Origin of the sequence: Streptomyces sp. NPDC020996, assembly GCF_040641355.1 — a bacterium.
Lineage (GTDB): Bacteria > Actinomycetota > Actinomycetes > Streptomycetales > Streptomycetaceae > Streptomyces.
On the sequence record NZ_JBFADM010000016.1, the window covers coordinates 86262 to 105232 of the forward strand.

Below are 18971 nucleotides of genomic sequence, written 5' to 3' on the forward strand. Positions count from 1 at the left end.
TGCACGAGGCGGCGGCGCGGGCTCGAGGGCGCGGCCCACCTGCCGAACCTGGAGCGGCCCGAGGAGTTCGACCGGGCGCTGTGGACGTTCCTGGCGCGGGTGGACGGCCCCTCGTAGGCTCGTGGCGTGCGATCGACGGGGCGGCGCGTCGGCGGCTGGTGCGCGGGGCTGCTGCTCGCCGGCGTCAGCGTCGTCGTCGGCTGCCGGGCCGCCGACAGCGACGGCGTCACGCCGGTGCCGCAGTTGCTGGCCTTCCTGCCCTGGCTGCTCGCGCCCACCGGGTGCGCGCTGCTGCTCGCGCTGCTCGCCCGGTGGCGGGCCGGGCTGGTGTGGGGGGTCGTCGTCCTCGGGTTGCTGGCCTGGTACGTCGAGCCGTACGGCAGGCGCGGCGAGCCGGGCGGGCCCGCGGTCGCCGAGCTGCGGGTGCTGACCTCGAACGTCGAGTCCGGGCACGGCACCGGCTCGCTGATCGCCGTGATCCGCCGCGAGCGGCCCGACGTCGTGTTCGTCGAGGAGTGCGAGCACGGGTGCCGGGCGGCCCTGGAGCGGACGTTCGGCGGCACCCTGCCCTTCCGACGGGCCGTCGCCGCCGACGGCTCCGCGGGCTCGCTGCTGCTCAGCCGGTTCCCGCTGCGGGACGCGGCGGGCGTGCGGGGCGCCATGGGCATGCCCGGGGCGGTCGCCGACGTCCGCGGCCACCGGGTACGGCTCCAGCTCGCGCACCCCGCGCCGCCGCTGCCCGGCCAGGTCGGCGTCTGGCGCCGCGAACTGGGCAGGCTGCGCGACTTCGCCGCCGCAGACCGGCGCACCCCGACTGTCCTGGCCGGGGACTTCAACGCCTCCCAGGACCACGCGGCCTTCCGCCGCGTCCTCGACACCGGCCTGCGCGACGCCGCCCGCCTCGCCGGCCACGACCGCACCCCGAGCTGGCCGGCCCGCACCGCGCCGGCCATCGGCGTCCAGATCGACCACGTGCTGGTGTCCCCGGACTTCTCCGTGAACACCGCCCGCTTCCTCGACCTGACGGGCACCGACCACCGCGCCCTGCTCGTGGACATCGCGCTGCACGGGCGCGGCTGACCCTCGGAAGACGGGGCCCGGTAGAGGGCGGGCGCACCCCCTACCGGGCCCCTCGGTCGGCGGGTCTCAGACGCCGATGTCGCGGCCGTCCTTGCGCCACACCGCCACGACCGCCGGGCGGACGATCCGGCCGGGACCGTCGGGCCAGGTGCTGGCGGGCTTCTCCACGGACGCCCCGTCCACCTCTCCCGGGTGCTGCACGGCGACCAGCACGCGCCGGTCCTGCACGACGGGACCGCAGGTCTCCGCGCCCGTCGGCACGGTCAGGAACTGCTTCAGCTCACCGCGCCGCTCGCCGCGGGTGGCGACGCCGAACAGCCCGTCGTGCGAGCCGAGCTGGTTGCCGTCGGTGGAGATCCACAGGTTGCCGTGCGGGTCGAAGGCCACGTTGTCCGGGCAGGAGATGGGGCTGACGTCGTCCTTCGGGAACCCGGCGAAGTAGGTCGCCGGGTCGTCCGGGTCGCCCGCGACCAGGAACAGCGACCAGCCGAACTCGGTGCTCTCGGGACGGTTCCGGCGCTCGGTCAGCTCCAGGATGTGCCCGTGCTTGTTGGCGTTGCGCGGGTTGGCCTCGTCGGCCTTGGCCTCGCTGCCGACACCGCGCTTGGTGTTGTTGGTGAGGACGACGTAGACCTTGCCGGTCTGCGGGGACGGCTGGATGTCCTCCGGCCGGTCCATCTTCGTCGCGCCCACCTTGTCGCCGGCCAGCCGCGTGAAGACGAAGACCTCCTCGGCGGTCATGCCCTCGACGTGCGAGACGGCGCCCTCGGCGGTGGCGGTGGCCAGCGGGATCCACTGACCGCTGCCGTCGAACTCGCCGTCCGAGGGCAGCGCGCCGCTGCCGTCGATCTCGGCGGCGGGCGAGTCGCCGGTGAGCCGGGCGACGTAGAGGGTGCCCTCGTCGAGCAGCGACAGGTTGTGCTCCCGCACCGCGCGCGAGGAGCCGTGCTTCATCCGCTTGCTGCCGACGAACTTGTAGAAGTAGTCGAACCGCTCGTCGTCGCCGGAGTAGACGACCGGACGGCCGTCCGCCGTCAGCCGCACGGTCGCCGCCTCGTGCTTGAACCGGCCGAGCGCGGTGTGCTTGCGGGGCGTGGACGCCGGGTCGTACGGGTCGAACTCCACCACGTACCCGAACCGGTGCACCTCGTTCGGCTCCTGCGCGACGTCGAACCGCTTGTCGAACCGCTCCCACTTTCGCTCGGTCGCGCCGGTGCCGATGCCGTAGCGCTTGTCGGTGGCGCGGCTGCCGTTGGCGAAGTACTGGTTGAAGTTCTCCTCGCCGTGCAGGGTCGTGCCCCACGGGGTGGTGCCTCCGGAGCAGTTGTTGAGGGTGCCGAGCACCTTCTTGCCCGTCGGGTCGGCGGAGGTCTTCAGCAGGTCGCTGCCGGCGGCGGGCCCGGTCAGCCGGAACTCGGTGGTGGCGGTGACGCGCCGGTTCAGGGCGTGCCGGGTCACCGCGGTGAGCTTGCCGGTCTTCCGGTCCTCCTCCACGACCACGGCCGCCAGCCCGTGCGCGGCCCAGGCCACCTCGACCTGCTGCCGGGTCGGGTTGGCCGGGTCGTACCCGCGGAACATCAGGATCTCGTCGGTGTACTCGTGGTTGGCGACCAGGAGCTGCCGGCCGTGCTCGCCGGGCAGCGGCAGCAGGGCCAGGAAGTCGTTGTTGTACCCGAACTGACCGGCCTGCGCGGCGGCGGTCTGGTTGTCGGGGTCGAAGGCCGGGGCACCGCGCAGGATGGGCTCGCCCCAGCGGATCACGACGTTCTGGCCGTACCCGTCCGGGGTGACGACGGCATCGACGGTGTTGGGGGCGACGGGGTCGAACCGCAGCCCGCGCGCCGCCTTCGACGCCGGCCTGGGGTGCGACGTCGCACCCGCCGCGCCGGCGCCCGCCGCCTCGGCGGCCTGGGCCGGGCGGGCGGCCGCGAGGCCGGCCGTACCGGCCGCGGCGGCCACGGTGACGACGGCGGCGGCCCGCATCATCGAGCGGCGGCCGATGGCACCGGCGATGACGTCGCCGACGTACTCGTTGGAGCTGGTGTTGGGGACCTCGTGGAAACAGGCGTCACCACACCGGAAACGACAGGTCAGGGCGGATCGCCCACCCGGATGCGAGCCGGACGGCGTCCCGACGATCGGCAGCAGCTTGCGCACTTTGCTCTCCCCTTGCATGCCCTTGGTATGAGCGTGACGTTAGGGGTGCGTATGTGCGGGAGGACTGCCGCGACATGAACGAAGAGTGAAGTCCCCGGCACCTCAGGCGCACTTGGCACGGGGCCCGGCACAGGCCCCCGCCCCTACCCAAGATCGCCCTCCGGGGCGGCTAACCTTACGTGTCCGTCCTGGCCAGGGATTGACGGGCAACAACTTACGCGAAGGGGTGCGCACATGGGCATTCTCACTCTCCTGCGGAACGCTTTCGGCCGATCACGCAAGGAACGTGCGGCCGAGGCGGAGGGTGCGGACCGTACCTCCTCGCAGCCGTCGGAGGCCGCTTCGACGCAGGTGGATGCGGGACAGGCGGAGCAGGCAGAGCAGCCGACGGTCCCCTCCCCGTCCCCCGAACCCGAGCCCGCGGCCTCCGCCCGCGTCCCGGAGCCCCGCTCGTCGTCGACCCCGGACACCGGGGATGAGCACGACCTGGTGGCGGCAGCCTTCGACAACGTGACGGTCCCCAAGCCGACGGACCCGGAGGAGCCGGCCGTCGAGCCGACGGCGACGGACCCGGTGGAGGAGCCGGCCACCGAGCCGACGGCGGAGGAGCCGGTTACCGCCGAGGAGCCGGTTACCGCCGAGGAGCCGGTTACCGCCGAGGAGCCCAGTACGGCGGAGGAGGCCGAGGCCGCCGACGAGGCCACAGTGACGGAGGCCGAGCCCCGGGCGGAGGACAAGCCCGAGGCGGAGGCGGAGGCCGAGCCGCAGGCGACGGCCGAGGAGCCCACCCCGGAAACCGAAACGGTGGCGGAGGCGGACGCGGAGGCGGAGGCGGAGGCGGCGCAGGCGGAGCCCGAGGCGACTCCCGAACCGCCCGCCGAGGCCACCCCCGAGCCCGAAGCGACGGCGGCAGCCGACGCTGACGAACCCAAGACGGCAGCCGAGGAAGCGGTGGCGGAGCCCGAGCCCGCCGCAGAGCCCGAGGTCACACCGGCCGCCGAAGAGACCGCAAAATCCGAGGCCGAGCCCGTCGCCGAGGCAAAGGCGGAGGCCGGGCCCGAGCCCGAGCCGCAGGCAGAGGCCGAGCCCGTCGCCGAGCCCGAGCCCGAGCCCGAGCCGCAGGCGACCGCCGAGGAGCCCACCCCGGAAACCGAAACGGTGGCGGAGGCGGACGCGGAGGCGGAGGCGGCGCAGGAGGAGCCCGAGGCGACTCCCGAACCGGCCACCGAGGCGACCGCCGAGCCCGCGTCAGAGGCGACCTCCGAGGAACCGGAGCCCGCGGCCGAGGCCGAGCACGAGCCCGCCGCTGAAACGGCCTCCGAGCCCGAGGCCGTCGAGGCGCCGGAGCCTGCCGCGGAGCCGGAGCAGCCCGCAGACCCCGCTCCCGTAGCCGAGCCCGAGGCCGAGTCCGCCCCGGAGTCCACCCCCGAGCCCGAGCCCGAGCCCACCCCCGAAGCCGAAGCCGAGCCCGAGCCCACCCCCGAAGCCGAAGCCGAGCCCGAGCCGGAGCCCGCCCCCACCCCCGAGCCCGAGGCCGTGGCCGCCGCCGCGGAAGCCCCCGCCCCCGCCCCCGAAGGCGCTGCCCCCAAGGCCGATGTCGATGCCGTGACCGATGCCGGCACCGATGCCGAGACCGAGGCCACCGAAGCCGTCGGCCTCGGTTCCGCCTACCGGGCCGCCGCCGAAGCGCTCGCCGCGCGGGGTCTCGCCGGTACCCGCGCCTCCGTGTACCTGGTGCTCGACCGCTCGGCGTCGATGCGCCCGTACTACAAGGACGGCTCCGCGCAGGCCCTCGCCGAGCAGACCCTCGCCCTCGCCGCCCACCTCGACCCGGCAGGCCCCGGCACCAAGGTCCACGTCGTCTTCTTCTCCACGGAGCTGGACGGCACCGCCGACGTCACGCTCGCCGACCACGAGAACAAGATCGACGAACTGCACGCGGGCCTCGGCCGCATGGGCCGTACCAGCTACCACGCGGCCGTCGAGGCGGTCGTCGCCCACCACGAGAAGAACGCCGCCGAGCCGAAGGCCCCGGCCCTGGTCGTCTTCCAGACGGACGGCGCTCCCGACGCGAAGACCCCCGCCACCCAGTCCCTCACGGACGCGGCGAAGAACCACCCCACCGTGTTCTTCTCCTTCGTCGCCTTCGGCGAGCACGACAACAAGGCGTTCGACTACCTCCGCAAGCTGAAGACCGACAACACGTCCTTCTTCCACGCGGGCCCGGCCCCGCGCGAGCTGACGGACGCCGAGCTCTACGAAGGAGTCCTCGCGGCCTGGCGCCCGTAGCCACCGCGCGAACCCCGCGGGCCCTCTCCAGCCCCCACCGGGACCACCCGGACCGCCACGGGCCGCCCCTTCCCACCCTGCAAAACGGGAAGCGGGCGGCCCACCCATGTCGGCTACGATTTCAAGGTTCGTGAAACCCCCGACCTGGGAGCAGCCCCCGATGGCTCGACACCTCATCACCAGCGCCCTTCCGTACATCAACGGGATCAAGCACCTGGGCAACATGGTGGGGTCCATGCTCCCGGCGGACGTTTACTCCCGTTACCTGCGCCAGCGCGGCCACGACGTGCTGTACATCTGCGCGACGGACGAGCACGGCACCCCGGCGGAGCTGGCGGCGAAGGAGCAGGGCCTGCCGGTCGACGAGTTCTGCGCGCAGGCGCACGACGCGCAGAAGGCGGTCTACGACGGCTTCGCGCTGGCCTTCGACTACTTCGGCCGCAGCTCCAGCCCCGAGAACGTCGAGATCACCCAGCACTTCGCCCGCCGCCTGAACGAGAACGGCTTCATCGAGGAGCGGGCGATCCGCCAGGTCTACTCGCCCGCCGACGGCCGTTTCCTCCCCGACCGCTACGTGGAGGGCACCTGCCCGCACTGCGGGTACGACAAGGCCCGCGGCGACCAGTGCGAGAACTGCACGCGCGTCCTGGACCCGACGGACCTGATCAACCCGCGTTCCGCGATCTCCGGCTCCACGGACCTGGAGGTCCGCGAGACCAAGCACCTCTTCCTGCTGCAGTCCAAGCTCCAGCACGAGGTCGAGGAGTGGGTCGCCGCGCACGAGGAGGAGTGGCCGCAGCTCGCCGCCTCCATCGCCCGCAAGTGGCTGAACGAGGGCCTGCACGACCGCGCGATCACCCGCGACCTGGACTGGGGCGTGCCGGTGCCGGCCGACACCTGGCCGGAGCTGGCGGCCGAGGGCAAGGTCTTCTACGTCTGGTTCGACGCCCCGATCGAGTACATCGGCGCGACGAAGGAGTGGGCCGACCAGGACCCGGAGAACCGCGACTACCGGTCCTGGTGGTACGACGTCGACACCGAGGTCCGCTACACCGAGTTCATGGCGAAGGACAACGTCCCCTTCCACACGGTGATGTTCCCGGCCACGGAGCTCGGGGTCCGCGAGCCGTGGAAGAAGGTCGACTACGTCAAGGCGTTCAACTGGCTGACGTACTACGGCGGCAAGTTCTCCACCTCGCAGAAGCGGGGCGTCTTCACCGACCAGGCGCTGGACATCCTGCCCGCCGACTACTGGCGCTACTTCCTGATCGCCAACGCTCCCGAGTCGGACGACTCCTCCTTCACCTGGGAGCACTTCACCGCCACGGTGAACAAGGACCTGGCCGACACGCTCGGCAACTTCGTCAACCGCGTGCTGTCCTTCTCGAAGAAGCGGTTCGGCGAGGAGGTCCCGGCGGGCGGCGAGCCGGGCGAGGCCGAGGCGAAGCTCGGCACGGAGATCGCACGCCTCCTCGCCGAGTACGAGGAGCAGCTGGAGGCACTCCAGTTCCGCAAGGCGGCCGCCGCGCTGCGCGCCCTGTGGTCCGCGGGCAACTCCTACCTCGAGGAGAAGGCCCCCTGGCTGGAGATCAAGACGGACAAGGAGGGCGCCGCCCTCACCCTCCGCACGGCGATGAACCTCATCCACCTCTACTCGGTGGTCTCCGAGCCCCTCATCCCGACGACGTCGAAGGCGATGCGTGAGGTGTTCTCCCTGGCGGACGACACCGCGAGCTGGGTCACCCGTGACGAGGCGAAGGCCCTCACCTCCGTCCCGGCCGGCACCGCCTTCACCGTCCCGCCGGTCCTGTTCGCCAAGCTGACGGACGAGGACCTGGAGACATACAAGGAGCGCTTCGGCGGCGAGGACCAGTAACAGCAGCCAGGCACGACCTCCCCGCACAGCAACAGCGGCCCGGAAATCACCCGTTTCCGGGCCGCTGCGCGTTCCCAGGAACCGGCCGAGGAAGGGTGAACGTTTCCGCCTTCCCCGAACGAGTGAACCATTCCCACCGCGGGTTCGCCCCGCCTCTTGATCCACCTACGGTGACTGCATGGTCACATCCACCCACGAGGCGTCTCACCGGATCTTCCAGGACAGACCGGAACTCCTCACTCCCGTCTTCGACCTCCTCGGGGTCCCGATGTCCGCGAAGGCCTCGGTGTCGGTCCTCAGCGCCGACGTAACGGAGATCCAGCCTCTGGAGAGACGCGTGGACACGGTCCTGCGCGTCGAACCGTCCGACGGGAACGCCTTCCTGCTCGCCATCGAGACACAGCGCAAGCGCGACAATCGCAAGGCGACGAGCTGGTCGTACTACGTGGCGTATCTGCACGAGAAGTTCAGCCTTCCGGTGCTGCTGCTCATCACCTGCACCGACCTGTGTACGGCGCGGTGGGCGACCGGACCGTTCACCTGCGAGGTGGGAGGGTGGACCACCCACTGCACCCATCCCCTGGTCCTGAGCCCGGCCAACGTACCGGTGATCACCGACCGGCGGACAGCCGCGCGGAACCTGGCGATGGCGACGTTCTCCGCCATCACGCATAGCAAGAATCCGGAGTCCAGAGCCATACTGGAGGCCCTGCTCGGCGCCCTGCAGGAGGCAGACCCGCAGACCGCCCTGTACTTCAGCGGCCTACTGGAGATCGGCCTGGGAGACACTCCGGCCCGAGAGACATGGAGAAAGCTGATGAGTTTCACCAACTTCTTCCCCGGCCGGGGCACCCTTCTGGAGGAGACCTACCTGGAAGGCCAGGCCGAGGGCGAAGCCAAGGCCATCCTCCGTTTCCTCGAAGCACGGGGCATCTCCGTCCCCAAGGCGGCCCGGGACCGCATCGCCGACTGCACCGACCTCGACCTCCTCAACCGCTGGCTGGACCGGACGCCCCACGTGCGCAGCATCGACGAACTCTTCGCCGAGGGCGCGGAGACCACTGCGGACCGAACCGAAACGGGACCCGAGGCGCGAACGTGATCGACGATCTGGACGCATCACCGGAGCTGTTCGACCTGCTCCGGATGAACTCCCTGGCCCTGGGCCTGGGCGTACCGCCCGAACTCGTACTCGCCGACTTCCGTGTCGGGTTGGAGGACCTGAGACAAAAAGGCTCCGTCTCCCTCCAGGACATGGCCCGCATCCGGGCCGGTCTGGACAAGCGGACCGACGAGGATCACGAGGACGAGGACTGGGTCCGGGGCTACGCCGCCGGATACACCGCGGCGTGGGGCGGGGCGGTCCTGCGGGTTCTGGAAGTGCGTGACATCAACGTACGCAAGGAGATCTACCGCTACCTCTCCATGTGTCCGGACCCGGATGCTCTCACCCGCTACCTGGACCGCGCCGTCACAGCAAGCACGTCGGAGGAACTGGTGACCCCCGACCTGGCGAGCAACGAGTAGGGCTGTCGCGTGCGCCGAGCGGCCCGGGGGCGAGCTGCCCCCGGGCCGTTCAGCTTGCCGAGGCGTAGGCCACGAACTCCGCCCACGCGTCGCGGCCGAGCGCGATTTGCGCGCCGCCTATGTTCTTGGAGTCGCGGACGTGCACGGTGCCGGGGGTGACGGCAAGCTCGACGCAGGAGTTGCCGTCGTTGCCGCTGCTGTAGCTGCTCTTGAACCACGCCAGCTCGGAGGTTTCCCCAGCAGTGGTCTTGCGGATCATGTCTCTCCCAGCAGTTGCTCGATGAAGGCCAGCGACTCCCGTGGCGAGAGCGCCTGAGCCCGGATGGTGCCATACCGCAGCTCAAGGATCCGCAGGTGTTTGGGATCCGAGGTCGGCCGACCGTTGAACGCGCCATCGGAGCGACCAACGACCGAACCATCAGCGAACTTCAGGAGCTCGATCTTGCCGTCCATACCGGAGTGGGTCTCGCAGTTCAACGGCATCACCTGAAGGACGACATTGTGTAGCCCACCCACCTGCAACAGACGTTCGAGCTGCTGACGCCGCACCATTGTGCCCCCGATCGGACGGCGCAGAGCCGCCTCTTCCAGGACGAAACTGAGCGCGGGCGCGGGCGAACGCTCGTAGATCGACGCACGAGCCACGCGCGCGGCCACCATGCGCTCCACTTCGTCCGGCGAGTACGGAGGTTGCATGGCCTTGAACAGCGCTCTCGCATGGTCAGGAACCTGCAAGAGGCCGTTGATGCCGTTGCTTTCGTAGATGCCGACCTCTACCGCCTGCGATTCCAACTTGGCCAGTTTCCGAACGTTCTTTGGATACCGGACCTTCTTCACGTCCTCCCAGGCGGCCGAGATGAGCCCGCCCGCGTTCAACACCTCGTCGGCCTTGTCCAGGTACTCGCGTCGGGGAATCCGCTTGCCACCCTCGACCTTGTAGACAAGGTCCTCCCCGTACCCGACCGCCACCGCAAAGTCGGCGGCACGCATCCCCACCGCCTCCCGCCGCAGCTTCAACTGCCGCCCCACGGTGGTGATGACGGCCACTCCCCACTCATCGTCCGGGTCCACCTCCCACCCCGGCTCCTCCGCCTCACCCGCGACCCGCCGCGCCTCTCCGTCGACCGACATCCCGCACCCTCCGTCGTACCGCCGTGCCGCAGCGCCTCCGCACGCAAGTTCAGTCACCCTACGTGTCGGCACTGTCACTGCCCACGGTAAGCACGCGCGGCCTCGCTCCGTCGCTGAACAGCGAAAATCCACCCATGGCAGCGGCACCCGCACCGGAACCCGACCGCGTGTGCTCCGGTGCCGCAGGCGGTCTTTCCCAAGGACCACGAGAGGGAAAGAACCCCACCAAGCCCCACCCCTCCCGCCCACGGCGCACGCTCACTCCCCCGAGTGAACATCACCAACTGAGCTGGATTCGTCCCCGGTTGTCTGCCTTACGCTCCACCAAGCGGCACGAAAACAACCCCCAGACATGCAACGGCCCTCGCCGGGACTGGCATCCCAGTGCGAGGGCCTGACCACCAAGGAAGAAAGCCCCTTCCCGATGGATACCCAAAACACTAGCGCGCCCCCGCGCGCCCAGTCCCGTAACGGCGGCGAAAACCACCCGCTCCGGCGGACTCGGCGCACGCACACGAACGCGCACCCCGGCGGCGTCATCCACGACAACACCCGCCACACCACCCGCTTCACGGTCATCGGCAACCACCTCGCCCAGCACCCCGAGCTGTCGGCGCTCGCCATCGGGCTGGCGGTGTACATCCAGTCGGTCCCCGCCGGCACCCCCGTCGACATCAAGACCCTCGCCGACCGCTTCCCCGAGGGCCGGACCCGGATCGCCGACGCCCTGAGCGAGCTGGAGGACCACGGCTACCTGAGCCGTACCCGCGAACGCACCCCGACCGGCCGGATCGTCACCCGCACCGTCTCCTGCAACCAGCCCGGCCGCCACCGCGACCACGACCGCGACGCGCCCGAAGGGACACCGCCCAGGCCCCCGGCCCGCCGCGCGGCCACCGCCCCGCAGCAGGAACCCCCACGCCGCCGCGCCCTCCCCGCCGTCCCGAAGCCCGCGTACAGCTCCCCCGCCCTTCTCCAGACGGCCACCGAGATCCTCGCCGGCCTGCGCCGCAAGGACCCCCGCCTGCTGCTCTCCGCCACCGACGCCGAACACCTCGCGCCCGGCGTCGTCGCCTGGCTGGAACGCGACCTCACCCCCACCGCCGTACGCCACGCCCTGACCGACGACCTTCCCGCGGAGCCCCTGCGCCGCCCGGCCGCCTTCCTGGCCCACCGCCTCACCGCCCAGCTCCCACCGCTGCCGCCACTCCGCATCCCCGAACCGACCGACCCGACCCCGCCCGTCCGGCACCCGCTCCGCAACTGCGACTCCTGCGACCGCGGCTACCGAGGCCCCGACCCACACCACTGCCGCGACTGCCTCGAACGCCGGGAACCGGTGCCCACGACCACCTGACGAGTCGCCCGGCATCCGGCGCCCGCCGGTAATCAGTCCGCCAGCCGCCTTCACCCTTCCAGGTGAACACCCGGCCGCACGACTGTGGAGGAAACTGGTGGCCGTGGACCTCTCCTTTTACAAGTCACCCCTCTCCGAGGAAATCCGCGCCGAGGGCGAAGCACGAGGCGCCGCCGAGGACATCTCGGACGTCCTGGAAGTGCGCGGCATCAATGTCCCCGAAGCCGTCCGGGAACGCATCACCGGCTGTGGCGACCCCGAAATCCTGCGCCATTGGCACCGTCGGGCTGTCACGGCCCCGACGGCCGAAGACGTCTTCGCGGACGAGTAGCCCCAGACGATGGCAGCGAGGCCGACCGGTACGCGGACCGGCCTCCGGGGAGGTAGCGCGATGTACGCCGAGAGCCGGCGGGAACGCAGACGCGCGTTCGTGAGGGACAACCCGGTGGCTGCCGGGAGGGCAGCACGTCTCCTCATCGAGATGGGCACGGAGGAACGCGACGATGCGGAGATCGAAGCCGAGCACAAGGCGGTCTTTCTCGCCGCAGCACGTGAGTACGCCGGTCAGGGAGAACTGCTCGTCAGTCACGGGCCCAAGGAGGTCACCCGCGTGCCCAAGCTGATCGGCCTGGCGGAGTTCGGGCGGCTCTTCGAGACTTTCGAGCACTCGGCTTGGCACCTGGAGACACGGCGGGGCTATGCCTCGGACCGGGAGGACCCCGGGTACGCGGAGTTCCTCTCGACCGGCACGGCCCCGTGCGACCTCGACAGCGAGTGGTGGGTGAACATCCGCCGGCAGACGGCCGACGGCAAGTACGTGGGGCGGGTACGCGTCGTCGACAACCCGCCGACCGAGGGGCAGTTGTTCCTGCTCGACCATGCGAAGTGCAACGCGGCCACGGGCCGAGGACGTGCGGAACCTGTGGCGCGAGGACGCGGAGCGGCTCCGGCTGCCCGCCGAAGACTTCTGGATCTTCGACAGTCGGCTGGTGGCCGTGCTGCGCTTCGATGACGAGGACACCTTCCACGACGTCGAGGTCATCACGGACCCTGCCGAGGTCCTGCGCTACTGCCAGGTCCGCGACGCAGCGGTGCACGGGTCCGTGCCGTACGACGAGTTCGCGGCGCGACTCGGCGCCGACTCCTAGCAAAGCCCGGGACCGCATCGCCGGCTGCACCGACCTCGACCTGCTCAACCGCTGGTTGGACCGGACACCCCACGTGGAGAGCGTCGACGACCTCTTCGCCGAGGGCGCGGAGTCCGCCGCGGACCGGGCCGAAGCGTGACCCGGGGTGGGCCGGCTTCCGTCCGGGACTGGAGAACCTGCACTTGGTGCCGCCGTCACGGGATGGCCCAAGTCAGCCCGCATGGACTGCTCTCCGTGACCGACCTCACCGTCATGCCCCCTCAGCCCGGTCGGCCGTGGGAGCCGGCTTCGAGCGTGGCGCGGAGGGTGGCCAGGGTCGAGGCGATGCGGGTCAGGTCGTCGGGGGGAACCGCCTCGGTCAGTGAGAGGAGTTCGGCTTCGACGATGGGACGGGACGCGGCCAACCGCTTCTCCCCCTCGGGTGTGAGACGGAGGACGGACGAGCGGCGGTCCTGGGGGTGCGCGACCCGCAGGCACCAGCCCGCGGCCACCAGCCGGTCGACCGCCTTGCTGACGGCTCCCACGGTGATCGCCAGTTCGCCGACGATGTCGAGCACGCGGCACCCCGGCACGCGGTCGATGATCTCCAGGAACTCGAACTGCCCCAGCCCCAGACCTTGTTCGGCGCGCAGCCGGGCGCTCACCGCGTTGTAGAGCCGGGTCTCGACGCGGACGAGGTCGATGAAGACCGGGGTGACGTGGCTCACAATGACCTCCAATAGATTCCTGGGAATCATCTTCCTCGGAATCAGGTTGGCCAGGCAGATGGATTCCCAGGAATCAATCCTCGCATCCCGCCCGACCCGTGGAGGCCCGACATGTCCCGACAGCAGCGCGACGCCCTGGACGCCATACTCCGTTCCGTCCCTCGCGGCGGGACGCGGCCCACTCCCGAGGAGCAGCGCAGCGGTTTCGCCGCAGCCATCACCCGCCCCGCGCCGGAGGGCACGGCCACCCGCAGGACCGTCCTGGGCGGGCGGCCGGCCCTGGAGCTGGAGCCGGCCGGAGTCTCCGGCCCCGGCCGACTGCTCTACCTGCACGGCGGCGGCTACGTCATCGGCTCACCGGACACCCATGCGGGGCTGGTCGGGGAACTGGCCCGGCGCGCCGGGCTGCGAGCGGTGTCGGTGGATTACCGGCTGGCACCCGAGCACCCTTTCCCCGCAGCCGTCGACGACGGGCTCGCGGCCTACCGCGAGCTGCTGGCGACGGGTACCGACCCCCAGGACCTCGTCATGGCCGGTGACTCCGCCGGTGGCGGACTGAGCATCGCCACGCTGCTCGCGGCCCGGGAGGCCGGACTGCCGCAGCCCGCCGCCGTGGTCGTCTTCTCCCCCTGGGCCGACCTCACCCTCGCCGGCGGAACCATCCGTTCCAAGGAGGACGCCGACCCCGTCTTCACCGAGGCCGACATACGCGCCTACGCCGATCTCTACGTCGGCGCGGGCGACCGGGCGCATCCCCTGGCCAGCCCGGTGTTCGCCGACCTCACCGGACTGCCACCGCTGCTCGTCCAGGTCGGCGCGAACGAGCTGCTGCTCGACGACGCGGTCCGGCTGGCCGGCCGGGCGGGCGCGGACGACGTCGAGGTCACGCTGGAAGTCGGGCCCGGCCTCCCGCACGTCTTCCAGCTCCACTACGGCCGCCTCGACGAGGCGGACGCCGCACTCGACCGCGCCGCCCGCTTCCTCACCGGCCACCTGCGCGCCGGGCACCCGGACGCCGGCCGTCAGGCTTCGTCGTACTAGTCCGAACTGGTTCCGAACTGGTTCCGAATTACTTCAGGACCCCGGCGCCCGTCGTCGTCGGCAGTTCCGTCGCGAGGTTCTTCGCCGACGTCTCCAGGCCCGCCGTGAGGGTCGGCGTCCAGTTCACCGTCGTCTTGATCTTCTTCGAGTTCGCGGCGTTGTAAGCCGCCACGAGGTCGGTCTCCGTGCCGTTGACGAGGTTGCCGCTGCCGGCGACGGAGCCCGTGCCGTCGCCGCTGAGGAGCTTGGAGATCTTCTGGGAGGACGGGATCTTCCAGAAGTTGCCCTCGGCCACGACCTGCGCCTTGGCGCGGGAGTTGATGCTGTACTGGAGCGCGTAGCCGTTGACGGTCGCGGTGTCGTACAGGTTGTTGTAGATGTGCACCTGGCCGATCCGGGTCAGCGGGGCGCGCTGCACGATGCCCTGCCACACGTTGTGGTGGATGGAGACCCGCAGCTTGCCGACGCTGTCGGTGTCGCTGCTGCCGATGAGCATCGTCTTGTCGTGGTTGGTGAACTGGTTGCGCTCCACGGTCACCAGGTCCGAGCCCTTGGTGATGTCGAGCAGACCGTCGTGGATCTGGTACTCACGGCCGAAGTACTTCGGGTTCGCGCTGTCGAAGTGGGGCGCGTCGGTGAAGGTGTTGTGGTCGGCCCAGACGTGGCTCGCGCCGCGCAGGGTGACCGCGTCGTAGTTGGAGTTCCAGTTGCCGCTGGAGCCGTCGGTCGGGTCCCACTGCGGGAAGCAGTCCTCGGTGGCGGCGAAGGTGAGGTTGCGGACGATGACGTTGTCCACGTTCTGGATCTGCAGCATGCCGCCGGTGATCCCGGCCTTGGTGCCGGGCACGCCGACGATGGTGGTGTTGGCCGGCACCTTGAAGGTGATGTTCTTGGCCTGCTTGGCCTGGGCGGCGGCCCGCGCGTTCTCCTGCGTGCCGGAGGGCAGCTTGGAGGTGCCGTAGGTGGCGGGGTCGTAGGCCTTGAGGTAGGCCGAGAGGGAGTAGCCGGTGCCCGAGGAGTAGTCGGCGCAGGTCAGCTTCTTGCCGGAGTCGTCGGTGTTGGCGTCGATGGTCCCGGTGACCTTGATGATGCGGGGCGTGGTGTCGGAGACGGAGCCCAGCGCCTTCACCAGCTCGGCGCGGGTGCTGACGGTGAAGGTGTGCGCCGCGTCGGCCTTCGCGCCACCGGTCGTCCCCGTGCCGGAGGATGCCCAGCCGTCCTTGGCGGGGAGCGTCTGGTGGTACAGGTCGGTGGTGCCGGCGTTCGCGTTCATCACGACGAAGCCGGCACCGGCACCGGCGACCACGGCGGCGGCGGTGACGACCAGGGCGCGCCGCCTGCGGAGGGACCGGCGGTGCGAGGGACGCTGCGAGGGCTTTGCCACGGGGGGATTCCTTACGTGCTCGTACTTCACGTGCTGGGGTGGTGAAGCTCCGGTGAGGGGGCTTACGTCCCGTCAGTGGTCGCCGGGGGAAGAAAGGTTGCCGTGGGCGGGGAAGTTTTTCGGGACGCCCGCCGAGGGGGGTGGGTGACGTCCCCGGCGGCCGTTCGGGAATGTCGTCCCCTGCCGCCCAGCGCCGCCCGCTAGGCTCCACCTTCCCTGTCGTCCCCGCCCCTCAGGCCGCCGAGTGAACCTGCCGAACCTGACCGAACCTCACCTGCGTCTCCTCGCCGACGTCTTCGCCGTGAACGTGCCGGACATGTCACACTCGACAGGCGTGCCGCACGTGCCCGCCCAGCTGGCCCTGGCGGGCGGCTACTCCCTCCAGGCGCACGGACTGCTCCAGCGCCCGCATGCGAACGTCGACCTGGCGACCGAGAGCACCGAGCCGATGGACCGCATCGCGGGCGCGCTCGCCGAGGCACTGTCCGCCCGGGGCCGCGAAGTGACCGTCCAGGACACCGACCCGCTCTCCGCCCGCCTGTCGGTGCCGGGCCCACGGGCCGGCGGCCCCGCCTCCCCGCTGGCGCTCGCCCTGCACAAGGAGACCTTCTGGAGCCCGCCCGTCCTGACGGCGTACGGACCGGCGCTCTGCCTGGAGGACGCGGTCGGCACCAAGATCCGGGCCCTGTACGACCGGGGGCTGGCCGTCGACCTGATCGACGCGAGGGCGGCCGCCGCCCGTTTCACCCACCCCGGCCTGGAGGAACTGGGCCGCCGCCACGCCCGGGACGACTTCGACCTGCCCACCCTGCGGGCCCGCCTGGAGGGCGGCGACTACTACCCGGACTCGGCGTTCACCGCGTACGGCCTGGCCGAGGAGGAGATCACGGAGCTGCGCGGCTGGGCACTGGCGTGGTCCACGGACATCGCCGAACGGCTGCTGGAGGACGGCGCGTCCCCGGACGAGCCGGAGGACTGAACACCGGGGGACTGAACGCCGGGGGACCGGCCGCCGGGGAACTGAACACCGGGGGACCGGCCGCCGGAGGACTGGAGGCCGGAGGACTGGAGGCCGGGCGACCGATCGGGGTCCGGCGTGAGCCCCAGCGCCGTGCGGGCCGCGCTCAGGTGCCGGAGCCCCTCGCGCGCCGTCCGCGTCACCTCGTCGTACTCCGCCGTCGTGCGGGCGGCGGCGAGCCGGTCCCGGGCCGTGCGGTGGCACTGCGCCGCCCGGGTCAGCGCCTGGCCCGCCGTCTCGTCCGCGCCCGCCCAGGTCCGCGCGTCCGGCGGGACCAGGCTGCCGCCGAGCCGGATCAGCCAGCGGTTGGCCTCCGCTTCGGCGTCCAGGCCGGACAACCCGGAGTGCCGGGAATGCCCGGAGCGCCCGGGCGTGCCGGACGGGTCGGATGCGCTCCCTGGCCTGCTGAACGGGCGGCGCCGTGCGGCGACGGCGAGGCCCGCCGCCCCGACGACCAGCAGCGCCGAGAGTGCGATCGCGTACCCCATGGTGTCCTCCTCGCCTGCGATGTCACTCCCCCATGACACGCCGGGCCGCTGTGCGGCGGCCTCGCGCTCGCTGTGCGAACGCGGTGAGGCGGGCAGGCAACGGCCGGGCGGGCGGGCAGGCGGTTTCAGCAGCCGCCGGAGGCGGTGTCGGAAGGCGCGGCCGGGGCGCCGAGCCCGATCTGGAGGGTGGCGGGGGCGGCGCAGCAGCCGCCGCCGGACTGACCGGCGCCGTCCGGCTCGTCGAACAGACCGGCGCCGCCGCACACCCCCGTCTCCGGGAGGACCAGTTCGACGCGCTCGGCGGCCTCCCGGTCCCCGGCGATCGCGGCGGCGACGGAGCGGACCTGCTCGTAGCCGGTGAGGGCGAGGAACGTCGGGGCGCGGCCGTAGGACTTCATGCCGACCAGGTAGACGTCGTGTTCGGGGTGGGAGAGCTCGTTCACGCCGTGCGGGTAGACCGTGCCGCAGGAGTGCACGTTCGGGTCGATGAGCGGGGCCAGCGCGGCCGGGGCCTGGAGCCGCTCGTCGAGGTGCAGGCGGATCTCGGTCAGGAAGGACAGGTCCGGGCGGAAGCCGGTCAGGACGATCACCTCGTCGACGGGGTCGAGGCGGCGGCCGTCCTCGGACACCAGGACCAGGCCGCCGTCGTCGGCGCGCTCTACGGCCGCGGTGCGGAAGCCGGTGACCGCGCTCGCGTGCCCGTTCTCCACGGCGGCCTTGGCCCGCAGGCCCAGCGCGCCGCGCGCGGGGAGCTGGTCGGCCTCGCCGCCGCCGTAGGTGTCCGTGCCGATGCCCCGGCGCAGGATCCACACCGCGTGCGTGCCCTCCGCCTGCTCGGCCAGGTCGGCGAGCTGGGCCAGGGCGGTGAAGGCGGAGGCGCCCGAGCCGACGACGGCGGTGCGGCGGCCCGCGTACCGGGCGCGGACGGCCGGGTCGGCGAGGTCGGGGATGCGGTGGGAGATCCGGTCGGCGGCCGCCGCCTCGCCGAGCGCGGGCAGGCCGTCGCCGCCCATCGGGCCGGGCGTGGACCAGGTGCCGGAGGCGTCGACGACGGCGCGGGCGGTGATCCGCTCCTCGCCGCCGTCCGCGGTGCGGACGTGCACGGTGAACGGCTGCTCGTCGCGGCCGGAATCGACGACGCGGTCCCGGCCGGCGCGGGCGACGCCGGTGACCGCGGCGCCGTAGCGGACCCGGTCGCCCAGGACGTCGGCGAGCGGCTGAAGGTACTGCCGCGCCCAGTCGCCGCCGGTCGGGTACGCGGCGCCGTCGGGGCGGATCCAGCCGGTGGGGGCGAGCAGCTTCTCGGCGGCGGGGTCGATCACCTCGGCCCAGGGGGAGAACAGTCGTACGTGCGCCCAGTCGCGTACGGCGGTGCCGGCGGACGGTCCGGCTTCCAGGACCAGCGGGTCGATGTCGCGCTCGAGGAGATGGGCGGCGGCGGCCAGTCCGACCGGGCCGGCTCCGACGACCACGACGGGCAGCCGGTCGGCACCGGAGACGCTGTTGATGGGCACGACCACGAGATTTCCCCTTTGCTTCGACATGCGTCGATGGCTTGCGCGGCCAGCATGGCACCTGATTCGACAAGCGTCAACATAGACGTTTATCGAATTCAGGGCCCCGACACGCCGCTTTCCGGCCCCGATGTCCTGGCTCAGGCACCGGCCGCCAGTAGATCGTGGGCAGCGGACGAAATCCCGCCTCTCTCCCCGGAGCACATCGTCTCGCCGGCCCGATGAGTTCGGCGTGGTGCGCCGGTCTACCCGCT

The 18971-nt window shown here is 71.5% G+C and carries 14 protein-coding genes and 3 pseudogenes; 11 read left to right on the forward strand and 6 right to left on the reverse strand.

Going from position 1 to position 18971, the window contains the following annotated elements:
- Positions 1 to 21: 21 nt before the first annotated feature.
- Positions 22 to 117: pseudogene (locus AB0G63_RS14515) on the forward strand (alpha/beta hydrolase); the annotation flags it as partial.
- Between the two features lie 9 nt (positions 118 to 126).
- A complete protein-coding gene (locus tag AB0G63_RS14520; RefSeq protein ID WP_360749495.1) occupies positions 127 to 1080 on the forward strand; it encodes an endonuclease/exonuclease/phosphatase family protein in 954 nt (317 codons plus the stop codon).
- A 66-nt stretch (positions 1081 to 1146) separates the two neighbouring features.
- Here AB0G63_RS14520 and AB0G63_RS14525 read toward each other — a convergent pair whose 3' ends face one another.
- The gene (locus AB0G63_RS14525; protein ID WP_360749623.1) at positions 1147 to 3237 is read right to left on the reverse strand and encodes a PhoX family protein; all 2091 of its coding nucleotides are present in this window, start codon (positions 3235 to 3237) and stop codon (positions 1147 to 1149) included.
- A 234-nt stretch (positions 3238 to 3471) separates the two neighbouring features.
- Here AB0G63_RS14525 and AB0G63_RS14530 point away from each other — a divergent pair, with 234 nt between their 5' ends.
- The 4 genes from AB0G63_RS14530 (at position 3472) to AB0G63_RS14545 (ending at position 8929) form a co-directional block, all read left to right on the forward strand.
- The gene (locus AB0G63_RS14530) at positions 3472 to 5526 is read left to right on the forward strand and encodes a VWA domain-containing protein (RefSeq protein WP_360749498.1); all 2055 of its coding nucleotides are present in this window, start codon (positions 3472 to 3474) and stop codon (positions 5524 to 5526) included.
- 160 nt (positions 5527 to 5686) lie between these two features.
- Positions 5687 to 7402, forward strand: a complete 1716-nt coding sequence (gene metG / locus AB0G63_RS14535) for a methionine--tRNA ligase (RefSeq protein WP_360749626.1) — start codon at positions 5687 to 5689, stop codon at positions 7400 to 7402.
- Positions 7403 to 7580: 178 nt separating this feature from the next.
- Complete coding sequence (locus tag AB0G63_RS14540; RefSeq protein ID WP_360749501.1) at positions 7581 to 8504, forward strand: hypothetical protein; 924 nt, start codon at positions 7581 to 7583, stop codon at positions 8502 to 8504.
- On the forward strand, positions 8501 to 8929 hold the full coding sequence (locus tag AB0G63_RS14545; protein WP_360749504.1) for a hypothetical protein: 429 nt from the start codon (positions 8501 to 8503) through the stop codon (positions 8927 to 8929). The genes AB0G63_RS14540 and AB0G63_RS14545 overlap by 4 nt, the downstream gene beginning before the upstream one ends.
- Positions 8930 to 8978: 49 nt before the next feature.
- Here the strand turns inward: AB0G63_RS14545 and AB0G63_RS14550 are convergent, their stop codons facing one another.
- Together AB0G63_RS14550 and AB0G63_RS14555 are read right to left on the reverse strand one after the other, a co-directional pair.
- Complete coding sequence (locus AB0G63_RS14550) at positions 8979 to 9188, reverse strand: DUF397 domain-containing protein (protein WP_360749507.1); 210 nt, start codon at positions 9186 to 9188, stop codon at positions 8979 to 8981.
- A complete protein-coding gene (locus AB0G63_RS14555) occupies positions 9185 to 10060 on the reverse strand; it encodes a helix-turn-helix transcriptional regulator (RefSeq protein WP_360749509.1) in 876 nt (291 codons plus the stop codon). Before AB0G63_RS14555 ends, AB0G63_RS14550 begins: the two co-directional genes overlap by 4 nt.
- A 424-nt stretch (positions 10061 to 10484) precedes the next feature.
- On the opposite strand from AB0G63_RS14555, the gene AB0G63_RS14560 reads away from it, so the two are divergent.
- The 3 genes and pseudogenes from AB0G63_RS14560 to AB0G63_RS14570 form a co-directional block, all read left to right on the forward strand.
- A complete protein-coding gene (locus AB0G63_RS14560; protein ID WP_360749512.1) occupies positions 10485 to 11417 on the forward strand; it encodes a helix-turn-helix domain-containing protein in 933 nt (310 codons plus the stop codon).
- 61 nt (positions 11418 to 11478) lie between these two features.
- Positions 11479 to 11748: pseudogene (locus AB0G63_RS14565) on the forward strand (hypothetical protein); the annotation flags it as partial.
- Positions 11749 to 11988: 240 nt separating this feature from the next.
- Positions 11989 to 12565: pseudogene (locus AB0G63_RS14570) on the forward strand (DUF6879 family protein); the annotation flags it as partial.
- 260 nt (positions 12566 to 12825) lie between these two features.
- Here the strand turns inward: AB0G63_RS14570 and AB0G63_RS14575 are convergent.
- Positions 12826 to 13272: a MarR family winged helix-turn-helix transcriptional regulator gene (locus tag AB0G63_RS14575; protein WP_360749515.1), complete on the reverse strand. Its 447-nt coding sequence runs from the start codon at positions 13270 to 13272 to the stop codon at positions 12826 to 12828.
- A gap of 111 nt (positions 13273 to 13383) precedes the next feature.
- Here AB0G63_RS14575 and AB0G63_RS14580 point away from each other — a divergent pair, with 111 nt between their 5' ends.
- Positions 13384 to 14313, forward strand: coding sequence for an alpha/beta hydrolase (locus tag AB0G63_RS14580; protein ID WP_360749518.1), 930 nt, complete (start codon positions 13384 to 13386; stop codon positions 14311 to 14313).
- 28 nt (positions 14314 to 14341) lie between these two features.
- On the opposite strand, the gene AB0G63_RS14585 is transcribed toward AB0G63_RS14580, so the two are convergent.
- Entirely contained in the window at positions 14342 to 15697 is a 1356-nt protein-coding gene (locus AB0G63_RS14585) for a polysaccharide lyase family 1 protein (protein WP_360749521.1), read from the reverse strand.
- A 316-nt stretch (positions 15698 to 16013) separates the two neighbouring features.
- Here AB0G63_RS14585 and AB0G63_RS14590 point away from each other — a divergent pair, with 316 nt between their 5' ends.
- Positions 16014 to 16676, forward strand: a complete 663-nt coding sequence (locus AB0G63_RS14590; protein WP_360749524.1) for a hypothetical protein — start codon at positions 16014 to 16016, stop codon at positions 16674 to 16676.
- A 652-nt stretch (positions 16677 to 17328) separates the two neighbouring features.
- Here the strand turns inward: AB0G63_RS14590 and AB0G63_RS14595 are convergent.
- Positions 17329 to 18747 carry an NAD(P)-binding domain-containing protein gene (locus AB0G63_RS14595; RefSeq protein ID WP_360749527.1) on the reverse strand — a complete coding sequence of 473 codons (1419 nt, stop codon included), beginning with the start codon at positions 18745 to 18747 and terminating at the stop codon, positions 17329 to 17331.
- Positions 18748 to 18971: the final 224 nt, after the last annotated feature.